We start from the raw sequence: 23,450 nt of genomic DNA, 5'->3' as shown, positions 1-23,450 counted from the left end.
AATATTTAGTAATCTGGAATTTTTAAACAAAAGAAGGAACTTTTCAGCTCCTCCTTTTTGAATATAATTTTGAAAAAATATCTTAACTTATTGTATACTCACCAATTCTACATCAAAGATGATCGTAGCACCTGCGGGAATTGCCGCTCCGGCTCCGCCATCTCCGTAAGCCAAATCAGAAGGAATGTAAAATCTGTATTTAGATCCTTTGCTCATGAGTTGGATACCTTCTGTCCATCCTTTTATGACAGCGCCAAGATTAATATCCATTGGTGCGCCTCCATTTTTATCGGTAGAGTCAAAAACAGTTCCATCAAGCAGTTTTCCGGTATATTTTACCTGTACAACATCTGATGCTTTTGGTTTCGTTGTACCATCACCTTCCTGTAAAACCTCGTACTGTAAACCGGAAGCCGTAGTTTTCACTTTAGGATTGCTTTTATTTTTGGCAAGAAAATCCTGACCTTTTTTCTTGTTTTCAGTTGCCTGTACTAATGCTGAAGAATGTTTCTTTTCATTTTGCTTTTGCATAAATTCCTGCATAAAGGTATCCATCTCTTCTGCAGGCAACAGCTTTTTTTTGCCTTCCATTTCCTCTTTGATAGCCTGAGCCAAAAGATCTGCATCTACTTTGAAACCTTCCTGCTTCATATTTTGTGCAATATTAAGGCCTATATAATAAGAAGCTTTTTGGTCATCGGTATATTTGCTGTCTCCCTTTGTATCGTCTTTCTTGTCACATGAAACACTAAATGCTGCTATACAAAATAATGCTATAATCTGTTTTTTCATTGATAATTTTTATTGTTGATCAGTAATTAATTAATGGCTGCAAATCTATCATTAATTATAGAAATTTTCTTATTACAAAAAAGTTTTTCTACCATTAATTTTTAAATTAATGGTCATCTGAATTCATATGATTACATTATTTTTAAAATTGCAGATCTACCAATACCGGGAAATGATCTGACGGATACAACAGATTTTCTCTTCTGTCGTTGATATGTCTGTGAGATTTTATTTTAAAACCTTTCACAAAAATATAATCGATTCTGTTTTGCGGGATTTCAGTTACATTAAAAGCGGTAAAAGTCCCTACCGGACCATAATGTTTCTTTTCTGAATTGTAAAACGTGTCTTCCAGGTTTTGCGAAAGAATTTTAATTGGTTCCGAATCTTCCGTTAAATTAAAATCACCAGTCAACACCAACGGTAAGTTTTTTGGATTCAGTTCTTTAGATTTCTTCAAAATTAATTCTGAAGATTTTACTCTTGCGATATTTCCTACATGATCGAAATGGATGTTCATTGCCAAAAATTCTTTCTCAGATTCTTTATCTTTAAAAACAGCGTAAGTACAAATTCTGTTCAAAGCCGCATCCCAGCCTTTAGATGGTTTTTCGGGAGTTTCAGAAAGCCAGAATGTTCCGGATTTAATAATCTGAAGTCTTTTCGTATCATAAAATATTGCAGAAAACTCGCCTTTTTCTTTTCCGTCATCTCTTCCGACTCCTACATAATCGTAGTTTTTTAGACCCATTTTAATATCTTTCATCTGCTCAGGAAGCGCTTCCTGCACACCAAAAAAATCCGGATGATAATAGGTCAGCAGATCTGAAACATCTTTTTTTCTGTTGGGCCAAGCATTTTCTTTGTCGGAATCTACATTCAGCCTGATATTGAAACTCATTACTTTTACATCCTGAGAAAAGCCTGCTGCAAAAAACATCAGTAAAACGATTGAAAATCTGAAATTCATTATGGTCTTTATTTAAATTGAAAACAAAAATAAAACTTCTCTTGTACAGAAAAGCCTTATTGTGATGATTAAATTGTTAAATTATCTTTTTCCTCTTCAATGCCTGAACAAAATTTTTCAAATTCTTTCTCTGAAATTGTCTTATCGCTCTGAAATTTTACGATTCCCAGGATCTTGTAATGTTCCAGAAATTTATTTTTTTTCTCTTTAAGAATCTTTTTAAATTCTTCAATATTCACATTTTCTTTAAGAACAGCAAGGTAAATTTTCATGATTAAACTATTTGAATTAAACCACTCCCAATATCTCTATACTTCAAACCTTCGATAGGTTTTGCCTGTGTTTCTATCATTTCCCAAATTTCTTTTGCTGTTTTATCCGGAAACTGCTCCATATTCAAAGCTGCAAGTCCGGAGACATGTGGTGTTGCCATACTGGTTCCGCTTAAGGCAAGATAATTATTTTTATTCTTTGCATTTTTGGGATAACTGCTAAAAACATCTACTCCCGGAGCGCAAACATTAATATTTCCTCCTGTGGAAGGATTTAAACCGGCATTAGAAAAACCTGCAACCCGCATTTGTCCGTCGATGGCAGCAACAGCAAGGATTGAAAGAGAATTTGCCGGCGCAGAAACAGGTTTTGGGAGAGAAGGTCGGTTGCTGTCGTTTCCTGCTGCTGCAATGATGAGACAATTGTTTTCTAATGCTCTCATTCCCACAGTTTCAAAAAGTACGGAAGGCTTTTCGTTTAAACCTACAGGAGCTGCAAGTGAAAGCGACAAAACTCTGAACTGCTTGGTAATTGCCCAGTCGATAGCATCAATAACGCTGCTTGTTGTTCCTTTTCCTTTATTGGAAAGCACTTTGGCTATTTTCAGATTGCAGTCTTTTGCAATTCCGTAGCGTTTGCCTGTATCGGATCTCAGATTTCCGGCAGCAACACCGGCGCAGTGCGTTCCATGACCATTGGGATCTTTGTTCCATTCTTCTCCTTCGATGAAGGATTTACCTTCAATTTCGCGGGCAGAAAAATCGGGATGGGTCATTTCTAAACCTGTATCTAAAATGCAAACATTAATTCCTTTACCTGTAAAAATTGTTTTCTCTATTCCTACCGCTTTCAGCCCCCATTCCATTTCCATAAAATTCTTTGGCGGAATTGGTTTATTGTTGAGGTATTTTTCGAGCTCCGAAATTTTAACTGAAAGTTCTGTGGTTTGTTGTTTTAATTCAGCTATGATTTTCATCTCATCTGCAGGAAAAAACTCACGCTCTTTTTCGAAATAGATGATAGGATTTGTATCATCATTCACTGCTTTTTTAAGCTGATCTTCATCCATATTTTCTACTACTACCACTCCCAGATTTTTATACAAAACTCCGTTATCATGATCAATCACCTGAAAAGAGCGGTTTTCTTTTGAAAGCAGTTCTGAAGAGGTGATGCTTACCTGAAGCTCTTTCTCTACTTTTCTGAGTGATGTTTTCTCCTGATTTCTGAGCAGGACGATGTATTTTTCTTTTTTCATGGCTGGTTTTTTTATGAAATTTTGGTACATATTTTTTCGATAATCAAATAGATATCTTCTGCTAAAAGTGTAAGTCTCAGTTTTTTGTTGAGCCCTGCAATAGTTAAATTCTGTGGAAGAAGCTGATTCCAAAAAGTTTCAATTTTTGCGACTGAATTCAGAGCTTGTATTTTTGCATCATCTAAAATTCCGTTTTGGTACATGGAGATGATTAATCCGGAAAGCAGTTCTTCCGATTCGTCTAGTTTTCTTTGTTCTTTAGAAAGTAAACCGGTCAGGAAACCGTGAATATTTTCAATTCCGTTAAAAGAAAATCCATGCACAAGATCTCTCTTTCCAAAATTTACTTTTTCCATTTTCACGGGATTAAAACCACGCTTGACAGTGGAAATCATACTCATTATTTTTAAAACTTCAGATTCGTATGTGGTATTTCCTTTTGCTTTAAAATATTCTAAAAGATCACGAAGAAAAGTATCGAAACGGGCATCAAAATCAAAAGATTTAGAGAGATACAACTCCTGAACTTTATTGAGCTGATCTAAATGAAACTCTAAAGTCTGCGTGCTGTGGTGTATGAGTTCCTGCATTACTCAAAAGTTATTTGTTCGACCTCGTTACCGTCTTTATCTTTATAAGACATTATTCTTATGCCTTCAGCTTCCATAGACACTTGCAGATTGATGAAAAGTTTGTCTTTGTCTTCTGCTGCTGTCGTGTTAGGATCAATGTAGATATTGTTGAGCTTAGCATTCACCAATGTATATTTATTCACCAAAATGTTCGAAAAAATGTCTTTCAGCTCATTGACTTCTTCATCTGTCGTTCCATTCTGTGGTCTGAAAACGCCTGTATTCAAAGTCTGTATTTTAGATTTCAGATCAATTTTTATAATTTCTGCAACAGGAAGTTTGCCAAATTTCTGGTCGTGAGATTCGAGCTTTTTAAAAAGAGTTTTAAAATCGTCATTTTGAATCTGCTTTTTTGTGATCTCAGAAATATTGAGCTTTTTTTCCCGGTTTACCAGTCGTATTCTTTCGTTAACCTCGCCGATAAGCTGATCTTCGTTGAGTTTAAAATTATATTTAGCATCAGAATCAATGTCGGTTATTTTCAGAGGAATATCCATTTTCACACTGGGCAAAGCATATCTTGGTGCCGTAAAAAATTTGAGGTAAGGATGTTTTGCGTATTCTTTTGCGATGGCAACAGCATTTTCGTCAGCCTTTTTACGAGCCTGAATTATCTCGTTGTTGAGATAATCCAGGTAATCTGATAATTTGATCATGATCGTAAAAATTTGAAATTACTGAGCGAGTATTCCCAAAACTTTTTCAAGTCCGGCAGGCATTTCGTCATTCGTGGCTCTTACCTTCACTCCCAGAGAATATTCTTTTTCTACTTTGATTCCTGTGCTTGAAGATCTTTTATAAGACACATCTACACTCAGTTTCACAGGTCCCCATCCACCGGAAGCTCCTACTTTTAAACCAAATTCGTCACTCACATTTTTAGTGTATGTAGAATTTAATTTAACATTGAAATCAACTTCGCAAGATTCTATTCTGAAGCTTGGAACATTCAGCAGAGCGATGAACGGAACAGAAAGTTCTACATCAGTAGGAATCATTGGTTCTTCATTCGGAGTTTCTGTTTCGTTGATATAATCGGGATTTGGCGCATTTTTTTTGTATTTAAAATCTGCCATTCTCAATTTTTTTGCACTTGCAGGATCATTAGGATCGGAAAGTTCAAAACCAACTTCATTGATAAAGCTTACAGTCGCAATTGAAGCATTTGACTGCGCTTTTACACAGGCATCCAAAGGACCACCGATGATGGTTGCGAAATCTATACTGCCCAATTCTGATGCAAAATCTGCATTTGCTGCATCCGAAGTTTTAAAAATATTTTCATCTGCAGCCATCTTCAAAGAAATCATTTTAAGAACTTCTGAAGATGCGTTGGCTAAAGATTTTTCCCACTTTTCATCATAGCCATTTTTAAACTGATCTACAATTGAAAGAATCTCTTTTAACGAAAGATTTTTCAGTTCTGAAACTTCCACTCCTGAAATTTTTTCATAAACACCTGGAGTAAGAACTTTTTCTACTCCTGATAAAAGATCAATTAATTCATTTTTTGATTTTTTGGCGTGATTAGATTCTAACGCCGCTTTTAATGTTTCCATTTTTGTTTTGTTTTTAGGTTAATACTAATTTGTAGTACAAATCTAAATCACTAAATATGAAAACATTACAGGACTTTCACCTAAAAGTAAAGGGTGAAAACACCTTAAATAAAAAATGCAGAATATCCTTATTGGAAATCTGCATTTTTATGAATTAAACGAAATAAATTTAATTCGATTTTTTAGCTTTAATCATTGCTTCAAGCATATCCCACATTTCCTGCGGTACATCTTCGAGCATGTTAAATTCTCCTGCGCCCTGCAACCATTCTCCACCATCAATTGTCACTACTTCACCATTCATGTACGCTGAATAATCTGACACCAGATAAGCAGCAAGATTTGCCAGTTCCTGATGTTCTCCTACTCTTCTCAAAGGAACTTTTTTTCTCATATCAAATTTTTCCTGCAAATCTCCCGGCAGCAATCTGTCCCACGCTCCTTTTGTAGGAAACGGTCCCGGCGCAATGGCATTAAAACGGATTCCGTATTTTGCCCATTCAACGGCTAGAGATCTTGTCATTGCCAGAACACCTGCTTTTGCACAAGCTGACGGAACAACGTAGGCAGAACCTGTCCAGGCATAAGTGGTGACGATATTTAAAACCGTCCCGGGTGTTTTAGAATCAATCCAGTGTTTTCCAATGGAAAGTGTGCAGTTTTTTGTCCCTTTTAAAACGATATCTAAAATGGAATCAAAAGCAGAATGCGTCAGTCTTTCAGTTGGAGAGATGAAATTTCCGGCTGCGTTATTCAATAAGATATCAATTCTACCGAATTCTTTCAGAGTCGCTTCTTTCATGGCTTCTACCTCATCCCAATTTCTAACATCGCAAGAAACACACAGAACTTTTCCGCCGGTTGCATCTTCCAGTTCTTTTGCTGTGGCTTGCAATTTTTCTAAATTTCTCGAAGTAATGACTACTTTTGCCCCTAATTCTAAGAAATATTTGGTCATCGCTTTTCCGAGACCGCTTCCGCCACCTGTAACGATGGCTACTTTATCTTTGAGAGCACCCTCACGCAACATGGGTTGTGTATAAAGATTCATAAATTTTATTTTTCTTAAAAATAATAAATATAAACCTGTTGCAGCCTAAAATCTGTTGATAAATGATGTTATAAATAATTGTTCTTTATATTGATCTCAGAAAAAAGGTATCTGATACCGTTCTTACATAAAAAAAACAGCTGATCAATTACGATCAGCTGTTGATTATATTTTTTTAATTCTTATGAAGCAGTAACCACACCTTTAAAAGAAAGGGTTTTTGGTGTTTTGCTGTCACTTGTAGTAACATTTACTGTTTTCACAAATGCACCTGGACTTGCAGCATTATAGCTTGCTTCTACAAAGCCTTTTTTTCCCGGTTGTATTGGCGTTTTTGTGTAATTGGCCGTTGTGCAGCCACAAGATGGTGCAACGTTTTCGATAATAATCGGTTTTGAAGAGGTATTTGTGAATTCAAATCTGATTAACTTTGGTTTTCCCTGAGGAATACTTCCTACGTCGATAGATTCTGATTTCCATTTGATTGCTTCGGCAACTGCTTTCACTAAAGAAGTACCTTCAACAGGAAGTACATTTGCATAAAATGGTGAAAATGCCATAACTGCAAGTAATGCTGTAATTTTTAAATTTTTCATAAGTATAAATTTTGAATAGTTAATAAAGAAACCTATAATTGTATTTCAATAGAGCAAATGTATTGATGATTTTGATGAGAAGTTGTTAACCAGTCTCAAAGATTTGTTAACAAGTTGTTAATGACAAAATATTAATAAATATTTTGAATAATATTGCTTCTGAAAATGGAAATAAAAAAGCTCAATATCATTATAAGTCTCGGGTTTGTCGCTATTGTCGGAATTCTTACGGCTCAGCTTCTGTGGGCAAAACAGGCCTATAATCTTGAGGATAAAAAATTTAACCAAAAAGTAAATATCGCTTTACTGCAAGTTGCTGAAAAATTATCTGTAGGAAAAACCTCTTTCACAGAAAACCCTGTACAGAATATTGCCAACGACTATTATGTAGTCAACACCAATAATGAATTTCATCCTTCCATTCTTGAATATTATCTAAAAACAGAATTCACGCGTCTTCATATAGAAACAGACTACGTATATGCAATGTATAATTGCCAAAGTGATAAAATGGTGTACGGAAAATATATTTCAGTTGATGATGAAAACCTAAAAAATCAGTTCATAGAATTTCCGAAACATAAAAATCTGGTGTATTATTTCTCGATACGCTTTCCCGATAAAACCACTTACCTGATTAGTTCACTGAGGTTTTGGTACCTGCTTACACTAGCATTGATTATTATTCTTCTGGTCTATGTTTATTCAATTTATACCATCATTCAGCAAAAAAAATTCTCAGAACTGCAGCGTGATTTTATCAATAATATGACTCATGAGTTTAAAACTCCGCTGTCATCAATTCTTTTGGCTACAGAAGCTCTTAACAAACAACAGATTATTCAGGAGAATTCCAAGCTTCAAACCTACACTTCAATCATTATCAACCAAAGCAATAAGCTCAACAATCATATTGAAAAAATACTGAATATTGCTAAAAATGATGCTTCCGGATTGTCTTTAAAAACTCAAAAAATCATGTTGTTGCCTTTTATTCAGGAAATTGCTGAGACTATGAAGCAGAAAAATGAAAATCTTACGATTCATGTAAATGTAGAAAATAATATTTCGGTGATGGCAGATGAGTTTCATTTCACCAATATCATTTACAATATTTTAGATAATTCTATTAAATATTGTGAAACCAAACCGGATATTACAATTTCAGCAAAAAAAGATTCAAAAGGTTTATATTTAAAGTTTAAAGACAACGGAATAGGAATTCCCAGTAAAAATATCCCTCATATTTTTGATAAATTCTACCGGGTGAATACTAAGAAGAATAATGAAATCAATGGTTTCGGACTTGGTTTATTTTATGTAAAAAAAATCGTTCAGCAACATCGCTGGAAAATTTCTGTTGAGAATAATGCAGATCAGGGAATTACCACGACACTGCTTTTACCCTATTGAAATACTGCTTAATAAATGGAAAAACCTAAAATTTTGTATGCAGAAGATGACCAGACAATTGCTTTTCTGATTCAGGACAGCCTTGAAACTCATTACCATATTGATTATCATGCAAATGGCAAGTCTGCTTTACACGCATTTGACTGCAAAGATTTTGATATTTGTCTGCTCGATATCATGATGCCCGAAGTAGATGGTTTTGAGGTGGCAAAACATATTCGGGCTCATAATTCAGAGATTCCCATTATTTTTATTTCTGCTAAAGCTTTAAAAGAGGACAGAATCAAAGGACTGAAAATTGGCGCCGATGATTATTTGGTGAAACCTTTCAGTATTGAAGAATTGATTTTAAAAATCGAAATTTTCTTAAAACGCACAAGAAAAACAGAAACATCTGTAATTAAATATAAAGTCGGAAAATATCAATTCGACCCGAAAAACTACACTCTTCAGGAAGAAAATAACATCATTGCACTTACACAAAGAGAATCTGAATTGCTTTTATATTTTATCAGACACAAAAATTCTGTTTTAAAAAGACAAGATATTTTAAAAGCCATTTGGGGAGATGATGATTATTTCATGGGACGAAGTCTGGATGTTTTCATCTCAAGACTACGCAAAGTTTTTCATAATGAGGACAATATCACCATAGAAAATCTTCACGGAATTGGTTTTCGTTTTTCTGAAAAATAATTAAAACCTAAAAAACACCATCCGTAATTCGCATACAACATTCATCGTTTTGCATACATCCGAATCTTTATTTCTGTTCAACTTTGTTCTATTAAAATTAATATTTAAAATATGAACAAAGTAAAATTAGGAAATCAGGGTTTAATCATTCCAAATATCGGTTTAGGCTGTATGGGAATGACGAGTTTTGGTGATAACGACATCTATGGAAAGGCAGATGAAAAAGAAGCTATTGCAACCATTCACCGTTCATTAGAATTGGGAGGCAACTTTCTTGATACGGCAGATTTGTACGGCCCTTTTACAAACGAAAGACTCGTTGCCAAAGCTATTGAAGGGAATCGTGACCAGTATATCATTGCAACAAAATTCGGTTGGGAAATTGATGACAGCGATCAGATAACATGGGCGATCAATGGAAAGAAAGAGTACGTAAAAAAATCAGTAGAACGTTCGCTAAAGAACCTGAAAACAGACTACATTGATCTTTATTACATGCACCGTCTCGACAAAAATACTCCGGTTGAAGAAACGGTAGAAGCGATGAGCGAATTGGTAAAAGAAGGAAAAATTGGATACATTGGTTTGTCTGAAGTTTCATCTGAAACGGTTAAAAGAGCACACGCTATTCATCCGATTACTGCAGTACAAAGCGAATTTTCTCTTTTTGAGAGAACTGTAGAAGAAAAGGGGGTCATCAAAACATTAAACGAGTTGGGAATAGGTTTTGTTGCATATTCACCACTGGGAAGAGGGTTTTTATCCGGACAGATCCGTTCGATTGATGACATCCCGGAAAATGACTTCAGAAGAGGAATTCCACGTTTTCAGGAACAGTATTTTCATAAAAACATTGAATTGGTGGAAGCTATTGAAAATCTTGCCAAGGAAAAGAAGATTACTTCTTCTCAATTAGCATTGGCCTGGATCATCAGCAAAGGAATTGTACCGATTCCGGGAACCAAACGCACAAAATATGTGGAGCAGAATATTGAAGCTGGTAAAATTGAACTGACAGAAAACGAACTTACAAAACTGGATAGTATTGTACCTTTAGGAACCGATACCGGAGCGCCTTACGATGAATTTAGTATGGGACTTTTGGATTATTAAATTTAAATTTGAATTAATGAATACAATTCCGTCCATCTCAGCTTTCCACAGATTATTATCTTTGCCAGAACCAAAACATCCGTTGGTAAGCGTCATCAATTTATCCGAAAGTAATTTCATAGAAGATGAGGTCTGGAAGGGTTTCACCAACAGATTTTATTGTGTTGCCCTGAAAAGAGAAGCAACGGGAAAGATGAAATACGGACAGCAACATTATGATTATGATAAAGGTGTTCTGAGTTTTACGGCTCCCAATCAGGTGCAGTATCTGAATTATGGAAACGATGGATTGCAACAATAATGGTTATCTATTGATTTTTCACGAAGATTTTCTACTGAAGCATCCGTTGGCAAAAACAATTTCATCTTATGGGTTTTTCTCTTATGCCGTGAATGAAGCTTTGCATTTATCTGAAGATGAGGAAAATGATCTGATCGAAATTCTTCATAAAATTGATAAAGAAAGTCAGCATATTGACCGACATACACAGGAAATTATTTTATCCCAAATAGATCTTCTGCTGAATTATTCTCATCGTTTTTATGAGCGCCAATTTATCACGAGAAAAAACAACAACCATCAGTTGCTGGTAAAATTCGAAAGGTTTCTGAACGATTATTTTGATGAGAAAACTGCAGAAAAAGGACTTTTGACTGTTCATCAGATTGCTGAAGCGATGAATCTCTCACCCAATTATTTAAGTGACCTTTTGCGGGTTCACACGGGACAAAACTCTCAGCAACACATTCATGAAAAGCTGATCAGCAAGGCAAAAGAAAAACTGTCGACCACAGAACTTTCTGTAAGCGAAATTGCTTACGAATTGGGATTTGAACATTCGCAGTCTTTCAGTACGCTTTTCAAAAAGAAAACCAATATGTCGCCTTTGGAATTTAGGCAGTCTCTTAATTAACATAAAACGACTGCATTTTAGCAGTCGTTTTTGTTTATTTCTGAACTTCAAAAAGCAATCGCTCTCCGAATTTTTCTTCATTGATTTTTCCGTTATCATACACCAGGTTTCCGTTGACAAAAGTATGGGTCACTTTCGAATGGAATTCGGTTCCTTCAAGCGGGCTCCAGCCACATTTGTAAAGAATATTTTCTTTAGCAACCGTCCAGTTTTCATTTAAATCTACCAAAACCAAATCTGCTTTATACCCTTCTCTTATAAAACCTCTTTTCTCCACTCTGAAAAGAATGGCAGGATTGTGAGCCATTTTTTCAACAATTTTTTCCAGTGAAATTTTTCCGTTGATATAATTTTCAAGCATTACGTTCAAAGAATGTTGAACCAAAGGCGCTCCGGAAGGACATTTTGTGTAAACATTCTGCTTTTCTTCCCAAGTGTGTGGCGCATGATCTGTTGCAATTACATCAATTCTGTTATCCAGCAAAGCTTCCCAAAGTACATCTTTATCTTTTTGAGTTTTTACCGCAGGATTCCATTTGATAAGTCCGCCTTTTGTATCGTAATCTTCATTCGTGAAAGTCAGGTGATGAACACAAACTTCTGCCGTAATTTTTTTATCTTTTAAAGGAATATCATTTCTAAAAAGTTCCATTTCTTTCGCTGTAGAAAGATGGAAAACATGAAGTCTTGCACCTGTTTTTTCGGCCAATTCAACCGCTTTTGAAGAAGATTTGTAACAAGCTTCTTCACTTCTGATCAGATGGTGAAATTTCACAGGAATATCTTCACCATATTCATCCAGATATTTTTGGGTATTTGCTTTAATCGTTGCTTCATCTTCGCAATGAACGGCGATCAGCATTTTTGTATTGCTAAAAATATTTTCCAGCGTTTCCGGGTTATCAACCAACATATTTCCTGTGGAAGAACCTAGAAACAATTTAATTCCGGGAACATTTCTTGGGTTTGTCTTTAAAACTTCCTCCAGATTGTCATTCGTTCCACCCATCATAAAGCCATAATTGGCGTAAGCTTTCTGAGAACCAATTTCGTATTTATCAGCCAATAATTCCTGCGTTACAGCATTAGGAACAGTGTTTGGCTGGTCGATGAAACTTGTAATTCCGCCAGCAATTGCAGCTTTAGATTCGGTTTCAATATCACCTTTCTGCGTCAATCCAGGTTCACGGAAATGCACCTGATCATCGATAATTCCCGGCAAAAGATATTTTCCTGAAGCATCGATAATCTGATCCGCTTCTTCAGAAATAAGAGAATCTATTCTGGTAATTAAATCATTTTCAATAAGAATATCATTTTCAATAATTTTTCCTTCGTTGACGATTTTTGCATTTTTTATAAGGATTTTCATGTATTTATTTTAAATGTGGAAATTTATATTGCACAAATTTAATATTTTCAACAATGATTTTTAGGCATCAATCAGAAATTTGTGAATTCTAATATTTACATTTGCATTTTAAAAAAATAAATTTGTACAAGAAATTATTTGGTCAAACCGCTGTATATGGGTTGAGTTCGGTCTTAGTAAGGATATTTCCTTTCCTGATTGCGCCTATCGTGACCAATGCATTCGGACCTTCTGCATCATCACCTTTTGTAGATTGGTACTCTATTGCAGGAGTAATTACCGTTTTTTTGACCCACGGAATGGAAACTTCTTTTTTCCGTTTTGCACAGGAAGGCAGTATTGATAAAAAAACTTTAGTATCTACCACTTCATTGAGCATTCTGGGATTTGGTTTCATCTATCTTATTTTAGGATATGTTTTTAGGCAGGATCTTGCGAATGCTTTCGAAACTCCGGATCAAGTTAATTATCTTGTTATTTTTCTTTTTATTCTTTCTTTTGATGCATTTGCAACAATTCCTTCAGCTGTTTTGAGATTAGAAGGAAAACCTGTTTTATATACCGTTTCAAAAGTTGCAGGATCGTTAGTTTATTATTTTCTGATCGTGTTTTTCATAAAATGGCTTCCTCATTACCCAAAAGGAATTTTAGGTTTACAATATGACCCGGAAATTGGTGTCGGATATGTCTTCATTGCCAATTTGGTACAGAGTATCATCACATTAGCGATTGTAGGAAAAGAATTTGTGAACTTTAGTTTTAAAAAGTTTGATTTTAATCTTTGGAAAAGAATCATGAGTTATTCATGGCCAGTGATGGTTGCAGGACTTGCAGGAGTGATCAATCAGACTTTAGACAGACAGTTTCTAAAATATTTGCTTCCGAAAGAAGAAGCCAAACATCAGATTGGTGTTTACGGAGGCGTTTATAAAATTGCAACCTTCATTACAGTTTTCCGGCAGGCATATCAGTTGGGAATTGAACCCTACTTTTTCTCAAGTTTTAAAGATAAAAACAATCATAAAACTTATGCGGTTTTAATGGATGTTTTCGTCATTTGCAATTGCTTAATCTATGTTGGGTTGATGGTCAATCTGCAATGGATTTCTGAAAAATACTTAGGAAACCCGCTTTATTTTGAAGGAATTGAAATTATTCCTTTTGTCATGTTGGGAGCCTTATTTTTAGGAATTTACCTCAATCTTTCGATCTGGTACAAATTATCTGATCAGACGAGAGTGGGCTTATACATTTCTCTTATCGGAGCTGCTATTACGATATTTATCAACTTTACTTTTATCCCAGAATACGGATATTGGGCAAGTGCTTTTGCTGCATTGATCACGTATACAAGCATGATGATTATTTCCTATATTTGGGGTAAAATACAATATCCCATTCATTACAATATAAAAAAAATAGCAACATATTTAGTATTGTCTATTGTTATATCAATGATTTCTTTTTATTATTTTCGTTATAATTATTTTGTCGGGAATGGATTATTCTTGCTATTTATTGCGTTTTTAATATATAACGAGAGAACAATGATCAGCAAAATTCTTAGAAAATCTTAAATTTAAATTAAACTATATAAAATTCATCTATGAAAATAATCGTTCCTATGGCTGGACGTGGCTCCAGATTACGACCACATACATTAACCGTTCCAAAACCTTTGATTCCTATTGCCGGAAAACCTATCGTACAGAGATTGGTAGAAGATATTGCCAAAGTTTGTGGCGAAAAAATAGAGGAAGTAGCCTTTATCATTGGAGATTTTGGAGATGAGGTTGAGAAATCTTTGCTTCAGATTGCCGAAAGATTAGGTGCAAAAGGAAGCATTTATCATCAGGAAGAAGCATTAGGAACTGCTCACGCAATTAAATGTGCTGAACAATCGATGACCGGAAATGTAGTTGTAGCGTTTGCCGACACTCTTTTTAGAGCTGATTTTACATTAGATACAAATTCTGACGGTGTAATTTGGGTAAAAAGCGTTGAAGACCCTTCCGCTTTTGGCGTTGTCAAGTTAAACGAACAAGGTTTTATTACAGATTTTATAGAAAAACCTGAAATTTTTGTTTCAGATTTGGCAATCATTGGAATTTATTATTTTAACAGTGCCGAAAAACTGATGGATGAAATTAACTATATCATCTCAAATGATATCAAAAACGGAGGTGAATATCAGTTGACACTTGCTCTTGAAAATTTAAAAGCTAAAGGTGCAAAATTCAGATCAGGACAGGTAAATGACTGGATGGACTGCGGAAACAAAAATGCTACTGTAGAAACTAACAGTAAAATTTTAGCCTACGAAAAAGAAGAAATGTCTACTTTTACTTCTACCGCAACGATTGAAAATTCATTGATCATTCCGCCATGTTTTATCGGTGAAAATGTAAAAATTATGAATTCAAAAATTGGTCCCGGAGTTTCGATAGGAAACAATACCGTTATCATCAACTCAAATATTGAAAACTCTTTAATACAGGAAAACACAAAAATCAACCACGGAAACCTTTCAAATTCTATGATTGGAAATTCTGCCCAGTATTTTGGGGTAGCCAGAGAAATTTCTTTAGGCGATTTTTCAGTTTTAGATTTCCTGAATAAAGAATAGTTTCACATAAAATAATTGACCTCAAAACCACACAAAATGTTTTGTGTGGTTTGGCGTTAATATTGTAAAGTATTAATTTAAAAGAAAATATGAAAAAATGGATTGCGTTATTGCTGGTCACACTGGTTGTGCTTTCATGTAAAACCAGAAAAAACGTTGTGCAGAATACATCTGAAAATGACAGCACTGCAGTCGAAAACTCAGCTGTAAAAGATCCTATTGATACGGGAAAAAACATATCAGACAGGCTGACTTTTTACGAAAGCATTTATATCCATCCGAAATTTGAACATGTAAAAATCAATAGTAAAATAACAGCAGACAATATCAGAGTCAGTCCATTAGATGCCACCATTTACATTGAAAGTAATAAAAAAATCTGGTCGAATATTAATTTTCTTTTCTTTAACGCTGCAAGGGCAATTATTACCCCCGAAGGAATCAAAGCGGTCGACAAATACAACAAAAATTATATAGATTCTGATTTTGAATATTTAAATAATCTGCTCAATATCAATTTTATCGACTACAAAACTTTAGAAAAAATCCTTTTAGGGCGTACTTTTTTAGTGGTAAGCGACAGAAATTCTAAGATTACAAAAAACATGGAGGGTTATGAACTGACATCCATTGTTAATCAGAAAATCGTAACCAATGAGCAGGAAAGAGAGTATAAAATCAATATGCGATATTCTAATGATTTTGATTTAATTTATGTTAATTTGCAGGATGTAAAATCCGATGATGCGATAGAAATCGTATATGACCAGTGGGAGACCTTCGAGAATAATCTTAGATTTCCGCAAAATGTTAAAATAATTATAAAAGGGTCAAAAACAAGTCAGATTTTACTGGAAAATACGAAATTTGGATTCACTAAAATGGAAACACCTTATTCAGTTCCAGCCAATTATAAGAAAATCGAGATTAAATGATCAAAAAATTTAGCTTTTTAATAGTAATTTTGCTGTTTTCGTTGCACTTCGGGCAAAAAAAAGAAGAATTACAGCAGCAGAATGCAGAACTTAAAAAACAAATTGCAAAAATAAATTCTGAGTTAGCCAAAACCAGAAATGAGTCTAAACTTTCGATATCTTATCTTACAAGTGTCAATCAAAAGTTGGCTTTAAGAGAAAAAGTTTATAATAATACTCAGAAAGAAAAACGATTTATAGAAGACGAAATTTATCTTCGTCAGCTTGAAATCAACAGACAGAACCGGGAATTAGCGGTATTAAGAAAAAACTACGCTCAGGTTTTGGTTAATGCATATAAAAATAAAGGGGTACAGAATAAAGTGACTTTTATTCTATCTTCAAAAGGCTTCGGAGAGGCTTTACGCAGGGTACAATATCTAAAGCAGTATTCTGATTACCAGGATAAAAAAGCAGCAGAAATCACCAATGCAGCTGTAGAATTAAAAAAATCTGTTGATAAAAAAAGAAAATCTGCTGTAGAAAAAGAAAATCTTTTAGCGAATCAGCAAAAAGATTTAACGACAATTAGTGTTGAGAGAAAACAGAAAGAGCAGTTAGTTAATGATTTTAAAAAGAATGAAAATAAGCTTGCTGGTGAATTGAGACAAAAGCAAACTCAGTCTAAAGCACTTGAAGGACAAATCAGGTCAATTATTGCCGAAGAAATAAGAAAAGCAAAAGCGGAGGAAGAATCAAGAAAAAAAGCTGAAGCAGAAAAAATTCGTTTAGCTAAAATCGCTGCCGACAGAGAAAAGGCGAAAATTGATGCAGAAAATAAAGCTCGTGCTGAAGCTTTGGAAAGAGAAAGAAAACTTGCTGAAACGGAAGCCAAGAAAGCAGCAGAATTTGCCGCTAAAAAAGCAGAAGATGAAAGAAGAAGAAATGAAGATGCTGCAAAAATTGAGGCGAGTGCAAAAGATGAGGCCAGAAAGATTGCCGCTAAGAAAGCTTCTGATGATGCCGCTTTAAAATCAAGAGAAGCCGCCACCAAATTAGCCGCAGCAAAGGCAGCAGAAGCTGCGCTTGAAAAGAAAACCGGCGAAGATAAAAAAGCAGCAGAAACGAAAGCAATGACAAGTTACGGAGTTTCTACAGCAGCTGGAAATAACTTCGCAGCAAACAAAGGAAGATTGGCGATGCCTGCATACGGTACAATTACGCATCGTTTTGGAAGACAGCCACATCCTGTTTTTAAAAATATTGTAGAAGAAAACAACGGAATTAAAATTTCTGTAGCAAAAGGTACCGGTGCAAAAGCTGTGTTTCCGGGAACAGTTTCATCAGTAATGGCAGCAGCAGATGGTACAAAAACAGTTTTAATAAAGCATGGAGATTATTTCTCTATTTATTCTAACTTAAGCAATAATACAGTTTCGAAAGGTCAGCAAGTTTCCGCAGGAACTTCAGTAGGATCTGTGGCACAGGATTTTGATGGTTCATATACCTTAGATTTCCAGATTTGGAGAGGAGATACACCAGTAGATCCGTTAGGATGGGTTTCAAATTAAAATATTAACTTTATAAAAATTTTTAAAATGTATACACTTACAATATTGTCATTATCTTGGCAACACTTATTGATCGTAGCGATCATTCTTTTACTTCTTTTCGGAGGAAAAAAAATTCCGGAATTGATGAAAGGTCTAGGTTCAGGTATCAAAGAATTTAAAGATTCTGTAAAAGAAGAAGACAAACCAGTAACAAAAACTGAAAATCCTGCTTCTAATACTACAAACAATACCGGAAACTAGTTTTTTCAGCCAAAATGAATTTCACAGATACCGCTTGGAAAATCTTCAATACATCAATTGAAGATTACCATGTTTTAGACAACATAGAAACTCCTATTAATAATACGTTTCCTACAGACAGTTTGGAACGAATTTTGTATGCTAAAAACTGGATTGACACCGTTCAATGGCATTTGGAAGATATTATTAGGGATGAAAATATAAATCCTGTAGATGCACTGCAGCTCAAAAGAATGATCGACGCTTCTAATCAGAAACGAACAGATTTGGTTGAGTTCATAGACAGTTGGTTTTTAGATAAATATAAAAATATTACTCCGAAACCTGATGCAAAGATTAATACTGAAACTCCCGCTTGGGCTGTAGACAGATTATCAATTCTTTCGCTGAAGGTTTATCATATGTCATTGGAAGCTCATAGAGATTCTGCTTCAGAAGAACATCGTTTAAACTGCCAACAGAAACTGGATGTACTTCTTGATCAAAAAGAGGATTTATTTACTTCTATAGATCAATTGCTTACTGATATTGAGAATGGTGATGTTAAGATGAAAGTGTACAAACAAATGAAAATGTACAACGATGAAAGTCTTAATCCAATCCTTTATCAAAAGGAGCAAAAATGAAACGATTATATTTTTCCGGATTACTTTTAATACTTATTTCTTCCTGCGCTACAGAAAAACCAAATGTTTCTCCACTATCCAGCAACTTCTATGTTGAAGCAAAAAAAGCTGAAGCAGAATCTGGAAATAATTTTTCGATTAATATCCATCAAAATATTAATGCAGCTGAAATAACAAATCTTATTTCTTCTTTCCCAAAATTTAAAAATACAGCCGTAAACGAAGAAGTAGACGCATTAAAATATTCTTTACAAAATTATCTGTATGCAATTGATGCAGGCAATATTACCGGAAAAAACAAAACACTCAAAAACTTAGAAAAGTCTTACAAAAAAATTCAGACGCTCAGAAAATATCTTAACAGAGATGAAGATGCAGTTCTCAACAGATATTTGGTAAGATTAAAAACTAATGTTGCTTTCATTGAAGACTCAATAAACAGTAAAATAACCAACAATTAAATGATTAAAATTCAGGCGGAAGCTAATGTCCCAACAGACCACGGAAATTTCCGAATGATAGCTTTCTCAGAAGATTCTAATGACTGGATGCCTCACATGGCCATCATAGCCGAAAATACAGATTTCTCAAAACCGGTGAATGTGCGTTTTCATTCTGAATGTATTACTGGTGAAGTTTTCCATTCCCAAAAATGCGAATGCGGACAACAATTGGATGCTGCTATGAAATATACCCAAGATCACGGCGGAATCATTGTATACCTCCGTCAGGAAGGCAGAAATATAGGCATTATCAATAAGTTAAAGGCCTATTCTCTTCAGGAAAAAGGTTTTGATACTGTTGCCGCCAATTTAGAGCTGGGATTGCCTGCTGATGACAGAAACTTTGGAGTTGCTATCGAAATTCTCAATATCCTACAAGTTGACAACATTAATCTTTTAACCAACAATCCTGAAAAAGTAAAGTTTGTAGAAGAGAGCAGCATCAATCTCAACTCAAGAATACCTTTGCAAATTCCTGCGAATGATTCTAGCCGTGGATATTTACAGACAAAGAAAGATTACTTCGGTCATCTTTTAGATGATCAGAATTAATTAAATTTACTTACACAAAAAACAAAATCTCCGGAATTAATTCCGGAGATTTTTTCATTATAAAACTGAAAAGATATATTTTATTAATTTACTTTTGAAACCGGTACTTTGGTATCATTTAAATTATAATATTTAATTACTGCATTGTAGTCATTATGATCAACTGCATTTGCATTCTTTCCTGCAACCGTTGGAATTAAGACAACTCTAAACATCTGATTGTTTAAATAAGCATTGGTTTCTGCTGCAGTGATTTGAGTAGCTTGATTAAAATTTGCTTTCGAAGTAATTTCAACATCTAAAGTTGTAAAATCGAAATTATAATCTAATTCTCTATTTGCAGGAAATGCTATATTGTTATCTAGATAATATGTTTTAGGAATTAATTGCCAAACTGCGTTAACACCCGTTCCCGAACCAACATTTCTATATACCAAAACAACATCAGTTACAGGAATATTAATTGGTACAGATAAAGTGTAGTTATTGGTCGAGTTTAAACTCCCCGTAAAATCTTTCACTGCGGGATATTCATATTGTTGTGTATTGTCAATCACCTCATCATCACTATTATCACAGCTGTATATAAGGAAACTAGCGAAAGCCAGTGTTAAAATTGAAAGAAATTTTCTCATCTTATTAAATTTAAAATTGTTAGTTACTTACGCAGATCAAATCATATACCAAAAAACTAAAAAACATTGTTTCTACTGTATTTTTTAATCGTATTTTTGTTCTTATTCAAACATCATGAACAAAGTAGGTTTTCAATTACTCTTCATCATACTTTTTATTAATTCGCAAATTTCAGCACAGTATCAGCCGAAGAACATTTCTCAGTCAGATCAAAACAAAGCGCAGCAATGGGTTGATAAAACCTACAACTCACTTTCTCAGGACGAAAAACTAGGTCAGCTATTTATCGTTGCACTTTACACCAACAAAGATGAGAACCACATCAGCCAGGTAAGAAATATTGTTGCCAATGATAAAATTGGAGGTTTGATTCTTATGCAGGACGATGCAGCAAGAGAAATTAATCTAGTCAATGAATTTCAACAAAAATCTAAAATCCCCTTAATGATCGGGATGGATGCTGAATGGGGATTGTATCAGAGAATCGCTAAAGCTCACAAATTTCCGTGGGCAATGACTTTAGGAGCGATTCAGGATAAGAACCTGATTTATCAGATGGCAGCAAAAATCGCTGAAGACTGTAAGAGAATGGGAATCAACTGGGATTTCGCACCTGTTGTAGATGTCAATACCAACCCAAACAATCCGATTATCGGGAACAGAAGTTTCGGCTCAGAAGTTTCTAATGTCACGCAATCTGCACTCTCCTACTCCAATGGTTTGCAGGATAACAATATTTTAGCGGCAATGAAACATTTTCCGGGACACGGTGACACCAATACCGATTCACATTTAGACCTGCCCGTCGTTTCACATAATATGGAAAGATTAAATTCAATCGAGCTGGCTCCTTTTAAAGCTTTGATGGATAAGGGAATTGGCGGTGTGATGGTAGCACACCTGTACGTTCCAAGTTTAGAATCCGGAAAAGGAATTCCTGCTTCTATTTCAAAAAATATCATTACAGGTTTATTAAAGGAAAAATTCGGATATAAAGGTTTGATTATTACCGATGCTTTAAATATGGGAGCGGTTGCCAATAAATACAAACCTGGCGAACTGGACGCATTGGCTTTCAAAGCGGGGAACGACATTATGCTTTTTTCTCAGGGTGTCGCAGAAGGTAAAAAATTGATTCAGAAAGCAATTGACAACGGAGAAATTTCGCAAAAAAGAGTGGAAGAAAGTGTAAAGAAAATTTTACTGACAAAATATTTTTTAGGTTTAAGTCAATACACTCCGAAAAATCCTGAAAACGTCAACCAAGATATCAACAATGATTCTCATAAAACATTGGTTCAGAATCTTTATTCTAATGCTTTAACTTTAATAAAGGATGAGAAAAAACTACTTCCTCTGAACTGCAAGAACACTTGCTACTATGTTCCGTTGGAAGAAGCACCCTATCAAACTTTTGTAGATCAGCTGAATTTAAATTCTACGGTCATTATTAAAAAGGCTTCAGAAATCAATAGTATTCCGGCAAACTCTACAGTGATCGTTGGTTTTCATAAAGACAATTCAACAGCTTATAAACCTTATAAAATTTCAGCCGAATCTAAAAAGGTGTTGGCAGATTTAGCAAAAAATCAAAATGTGATTCTCAATGTTTTTGGCAGTGCTTATGCTTTGAAAGATCTTGATTTATCTAAAGTTTCCACGGTTTTGGTTTCATATGAAAACAACGAAGACTCTATGACGGCAACAGCAAACGCCATCAACGGAAAAACAAAAATCTCTGGAAAGCTTCCGGTTTTAGTAAATGACCAACTGAAACCTGGTATGGGAATCACATTAGAAGCTCCGCAATTTTCAAAATCTACAGAATTCACCACATCAAAATAATATTAACCAATGAAACGCATCTTTAAAGCGTTCCGCCTTATAACTGAAAAAATAAAAATAAACAGATGAAAATAGGCATACTTTGCTACCCAACATACGGCGGAAGCGGAATTGTGGCAACAGAACTCGGGATGTCTCTCGCCAACAAAGGCTATGAGGTACATTTCATCAGTTCGGCACTTCCGGCAAGATTAGATATTACAAACCCCAATATTTTCTTTCACAAAGTCAATGTGCAGACCTATCCGCTTTTCCAGTATCAGCCTTATGATATTGCATTAAGCTCGATGATTTACCGAGTTGTGAATCTTTATAAATTAGATCTACTTCATGCACACTACGCAATTCCTTATGCTTATGCGGCTTTTACAGCAAAGCAAATGTTGAAGGAAGACAATAACGATATTCCTTTGGTTACAACGCTCCACGGAACAGATATTACATTGGTTGGGCAGCATCCAAGTTATAAACACGCCGTAGAGTTTTCTATCAATCAATCGGATGCCATTACATCCGTATCTGAAAGTCTGAAAAAAGACACGCTACAGTTTTTCCGCATCAAAAAAGAGATTCAGGTTATTACCAACTTCATCGACAATTCAGAATTTGCAGATCTTAACGAATGCCAAAGAACGCAGTTTGCAAGTGCAGACGAGAAAATCTTGATTCATGTTTCCAATTTAAGACCGGTAAAACGTATTGAAGAAGTGTTGCAAATTTTTAAAAGTGTTGAAAAGAAAGTAAAATCTAAGCTCATCATCATCGGTGAAGGTCCGGATATGGAGAAAGTGAATTCTTTCTTAGAAGAAAACCCGGAATTGATCTCTAAAATCCGTCTTTTGGGTAAAGTGAATGATCTGTACAGAATTTTAAGACTTTCAGATGTATTTTTATTACCATCTGAGCAGGAAAGCTTCGGTTTGGCAGCTCTAGAAGCAATGGCGGCAAATACACCCGTTATCAGTTCAAACGCAGGTGGAATTCCTGAAGTAAACATTCAGGGAGAAACAGGATTTTTAGCTGAAATCGGAAATGTAGAAGCCATGAGCAATTATACCATCAAACTTCTCAGCAACGAAGAATTATTGGCTCAGATGAAGATCAATGCTAAAGAACAGGCGATTAAATTTGATCTGAAAAACATTCTTCCAATTTACGAGGAAATGTACAAAACAACGATTGCGAATTTTAAAAAGGAAACTGCGAAGGTTTAAAATCTTCATTGAAATATAAAATGAAATCAGGGCTAGTTGCTCTGATTTTTTTTAGCTTTAAATTTAAATTTCCCGAAACCA

Annotated in this window: 26 protein-coding genes; 15 read left to right on the top strand and 11 right to left on the bottom strand. The window is 34.8% G+C overall.

Annotated features, from left to right (window positions below):
• Positions 1–87 precede the first annotated feature (87 nt).
• The 9 genes from ACZZ9T_RS06355 to ACZZ9T_RS06315 all read right to left on the bottom strand — a co-directional run bounded on the left by ACZZ9T_RS06355 (position 88) and on the right by ACZZ9T_RS06315 (position 7,131).
• Positions 88–792, bottom strand: a complete 705-nt coding sequence (locus tag ACZZ9T_RS06355) for an FKBP-type peptidyl-prolyl cis-trans isomerase (RefSeq protein ID WP_463441365.1) — start codon at positions 790–792, stop codon at positions 88–90.
• A 142-nt stretch (positions 793–934) separates the two neighbouring features.
• The gene (locus ACZZ9T_RS06350; RefSeq protein ID WP_463441364.1) at positions 935–1,762 is read right to left on the bottom strand and encodes an endonuclease/exonuclease/phosphatase family protein; all 828 of its coding nucleotides are present in this window, start codon (positions 1,760–1,762) and stop codon (positions 935–937) included.
• A gap of 68 nt (positions 1,763–1,830) precedes the next feature.
• Complete coding sequence (locus tag ACZZ9T_RS06345; RefSeq protein ID WP_463430512.1) at positions 1,831–2,034, bottom strand: hypothetical protein; 204 nt, start codon at positions 2,032–2,034, stop codon at positions 1,831–1,833.
• Between the two features lie 2 nt (positions 2,035–2,036).
• Positions 2,037–3,293, bottom strand: coding sequence for a S8 family peptidase (locus tag ACZZ9T_RS06340; protein ID WP_463441363.1), 1,257 nt, complete (start codon positions 3,291–3,293; stop codon positions 2,037–2,039).
• Between the two features lie 11 nt (positions 3,294–3,304).
• On the bottom strand, positions 3,305–3,883 hold the full coding sequence (locus ACZZ9T_RS06335) for a hypothetical protein (protein ID WP_463441362.1): 579 nt from the start codon (positions 3,881–3,883) through the stop codon (positions 3,305–3,307).
• Positions 3,883–4,581, bottom strand: coding sequence for a hypothetical protein (locus tag ACZZ9T_RS06330; protein ID WP_463441361.1), 699 nt, complete (start codon positions 4,579–4,581; stop codon positions 3,883–3,885). The genes ACZZ9T_RS06335 and ACZZ9T_RS06330 overlap by 1 nt, the downstream gene beginning before the upstream one ends.
• Positions 4,582–4,599: 18 nt before the next feature.
• Entirely contained in the window at positions 4,600–5,484 is an 885-nt protein-coding gene (locus tag ACZZ9T_RS06325) for a DUF2589 domain-containing protein (protein WP_463441360.1), read from the bottom strand.
• Positions 5,485–5,653: 169 nt separating this feature from the next.
• Positions 5,654–6,535 (bottom strand): SDR family oxidoreductase, encoded by an 882-nt coding sequence (locus ACZZ9T_RS06320; protein ID WP_463430507.1) that lies wholly within the window; start codon positions 6,533–6,535, stop codon positions 5,654–5,656.
• Positions 6,536–6,717: 182 nt separating this feature from the next.
• Positions 6,718–7,131 (bottom strand): DUF1573 domain-containing protein, encoded by a 414-nt coding sequence (locus tag ACZZ9T_RS06315; protein WP_463441359.1) that lies wholly within the window; start codon positions 7,129–7,131, stop codon positions 6,718–6,720.
• A 165-nt stretch (positions 7,132–7,296) separates the two neighbouring features.
• Here ACZZ9T_RS06315 and ACZZ9T_RS06310 point away from each other — a divergent pair, with 165 nt between their 5' ends.
• The 5 genes from ACZZ9T_RS06310 to ACZZ9T_RS06290 all read left to right on the top strand — a co-directional run bounded on the left by ACZZ9T_RS06310 (position 7,297) and on the right by ACZZ9T_RS06290 (position 11,267).
• Positions 7,297–8,544, top strand: coding sequence for a sensor histidine kinase (locus tag ACZZ9T_RS06310; RefSeq protein ID WP_463441358.1), 1,248 nt, complete (start codon positions 7,297–7,299; stop codon positions 8,542–8,544).
• Positions 8,545–8,559: 15 nt separating this feature from the next.
• A complete protein-coding gene (locus ACZZ9T_RS06305; protein ID WP_463441357.1) occupies positions 8,560–9,240 on the top strand; it encodes a response regulator transcription factor in 681 nt (226 codons plus the stop codon).
• Positions 9,241–9,351: 111 nt separating this feature from the next.
• Positions 9,352–10,353: an aldo/keto reductase gene (locus ACZZ9T_RS06300; RefSeq protein WP_463441356.1), complete on the top strand. Its 1,002-nt coding sequence runs from the start codon at positions 9,352–9,354 to the stop codon at positions 10,351–10,353.
• Positions 10,354–10,369: 16 nt separating this feature from the next.
• Complete coding sequence (locus tag ACZZ9T_RS06295) at positions 10,370–10,654, top strand: hypothetical protein (RefSeq protein WP_463441355.1); 285 nt, start codon at positions 10,370–10,372, stop codon at positions 10,652–10,654.
• Positions 10,629–11,267, top strand: coding sequence for a helix-turn-helix domain-containing protein (locus tag ACZZ9T_RS06290; RefSeq protein WP_463441354.1), 639 nt, complete (start codon positions 10,629–10,631; stop codon positions 11,265–11,267). Before ACZZ9T_RS06295 ends, ACZZ9T_RS06290 begins: the two co-directional genes overlap by 26 nt.
• A gap of 34 nt (positions 11,268–11,301) precedes the next feature.
• Here ACZZ9T_RS06290 and ACZZ9T_RS06285 read toward each other — a convergent pair whose 3' ends face one another.
• Complete coding sequence (locus ACZZ9T_RS06285) at positions 11,302–12,639, bottom strand: dihydroorotase (RefSeq protein WP_463441353.1); 1,338 nt, start codon at positions 12,637–12,639, stop codon at positions 11,302–11,304.
• Positions 12,640–12,761: 122 nt separating this feature from the next.
• Here ACZZ9T_RS06285 and ACZZ9T_RS06280 point away from each other — a divergent pair, with 122 nt between their 5' ends.
• The 8 genes from ACZZ9T_RS06280 to ribA all read left to right on the top strand — a co-directional run bounded on the left by ACZZ9T_RS06280 (position 12,762) and on the right by ribA (position 19,674).
• Positions 12,762–14,216: a lipopolysaccharide biosynthesis protein gene (locus ACZZ9T_RS06280; RefSeq protein ID WP_463441352.1), complete on the top strand. Its 1,455-nt coding sequence runs from the start codon at positions 12,762–12,764 to the stop codon at positions 14,214–14,216.
• Positions 14,217–14,245: 29 nt separating this feature from the next.
• Complete coding sequence (locus tag ACZZ9T_RS06275) at positions 14,246–15,265, top strand: sugar phosphate nucleotidyltransferase (RefSeq protein ID WP_463430499.1); 1,020 nt, start codon at positions 14,246–14,248, stop codon at positions 15,263–15,265.
• Between the two features lie 89 nt (positions 15,266–15,354).
• Complete coding sequence (gene lolB1 / locus ACZZ9T_RS06270; protein ID WP_463441351.1) at positions 15,355–16,200, top strand: lipoprotein insertase outer membrane protein LolB1; 846 nt, start codon at positions 15,355–15,357, stop codon at positions 16,198–16,200.
• Positions 16,197–17,750, top strand: coding sequence for a murein hydrolase activator EnvC family protein (locus ACZZ9T_RS06265; RefSeq protein WP_463441350.1), 1,554 nt, complete (start codon positions 16,197–16,199; stop codon positions 17,748–17,750). Before lolB1 ends, ACZZ9T_RS06265 begins: the two co-directional genes overlap by 4 nt.
• Before the next feature lie 27 nt (positions 17,751–17,777).
• Positions 17,778–17,993 (top strand): twin-arginine translocase TatA/TatE family subunit, encoded by a 216-nt coding sequence (locus tag ACZZ9T_RS06260; protein WP_463430496.1) that lies wholly within the window; start codon positions 17,778–17,780, stop codon positions 17,991–17,993.
• A 14-nt stretch (positions 17,994–18,007) separates the two neighbouring features.
• Entirely contained in the window at positions 18,008–18,619 is a 612-nt protein-coding gene (locus tag ACZZ9T_RS06255; protein WP_463441349.1) for a DUF4254 domain-containing protein, read from the top strand.
• Complete coding sequence (locus ACZZ9T_RS06250) at positions 18,616–19,080, top strand: hypothetical protein (protein ID WP_463441348.1); 465 nt, start codon at positions 18,616–18,618, stop codon at positions 19,078–19,080. Before ACZZ9T_RS06255 ends, ACZZ9T_RS06250 begins: the two co-directional genes overlap by 4 nt.
• Positions 19,081–19,674 carry a GTP cyclohydrolase II gene (gene ribA, locus ACZZ9T_RS06245; protein WP_463441347.1) on the top strand — a complete coding sequence of 198 codons (594 nt, stop codon included), beginning with the start codon at positions 19,081–19,083 and terminating at the stop codon, positions 19,672–19,674.
• Positions 19,675–19,757: 83 nt separating this feature from the next.
• On the opposite strand, the gene ACZZ9T_RS06240 is transcribed toward ribA, so the two are convergent.
• Positions 19,758–20,309 carry a hypothetical protein gene (locus ACZZ9T_RS06240; RefSeq protein WP_463441346.1) on the bottom strand — a complete coding sequence of 184 codons (552 nt, stop codon included), beginning with the start codon at positions 20,307–20,309 and terminating at the stop codon, positions 19,758–19,760.
• A gap of 115 nt (positions 20,310–20,424) precedes the next feature.
• Between ACZZ9T_RS06240 and ACZZ9T_RS06235 the strand changes: the two genes are divergently transcribed.
• Together ACZZ9T_RS06235 and bshA are read left to right on the top strand one after the other, a co-directional pair.
• Positions 20,425–22,155 carry a glycoside hydrolase family 3 protein gene (locus ACZZ9T_RS06235; protein ID WP_463441345.1) on the top strand — a complete coding sequence of 577 codons (1,731 nt, stop codon included), beginning with the start codon at positions 20,425–20,427 and terminating at the stop codon, positions 22,153–22,155.
• Between the two features lie 65 nt (positions 22,156–22,220).
• Positions 22,221–23,369, top strand: a complete 1,149-nt coding sequence (gene bshA, locus ACZZ9T_RS06230; RefSeq protein ID WP_463430490.1) for an N-acetyl-alpha-D-glucosaminyl L-malate synthase BshA — start codon at positions 22,221–22,223, stop codon at positions 23,367–23,369.
• Positions 23,370–23,450 lie beyond the last annotated feature (81 nt).

This window comes from Chryseobacterium sp. AC417, assembly GCF_979258215.1.
Note: the sequence above shows the minus strand (reverse complement) of the source record. Positions and strands in the feature narration are given on the sequence as shown.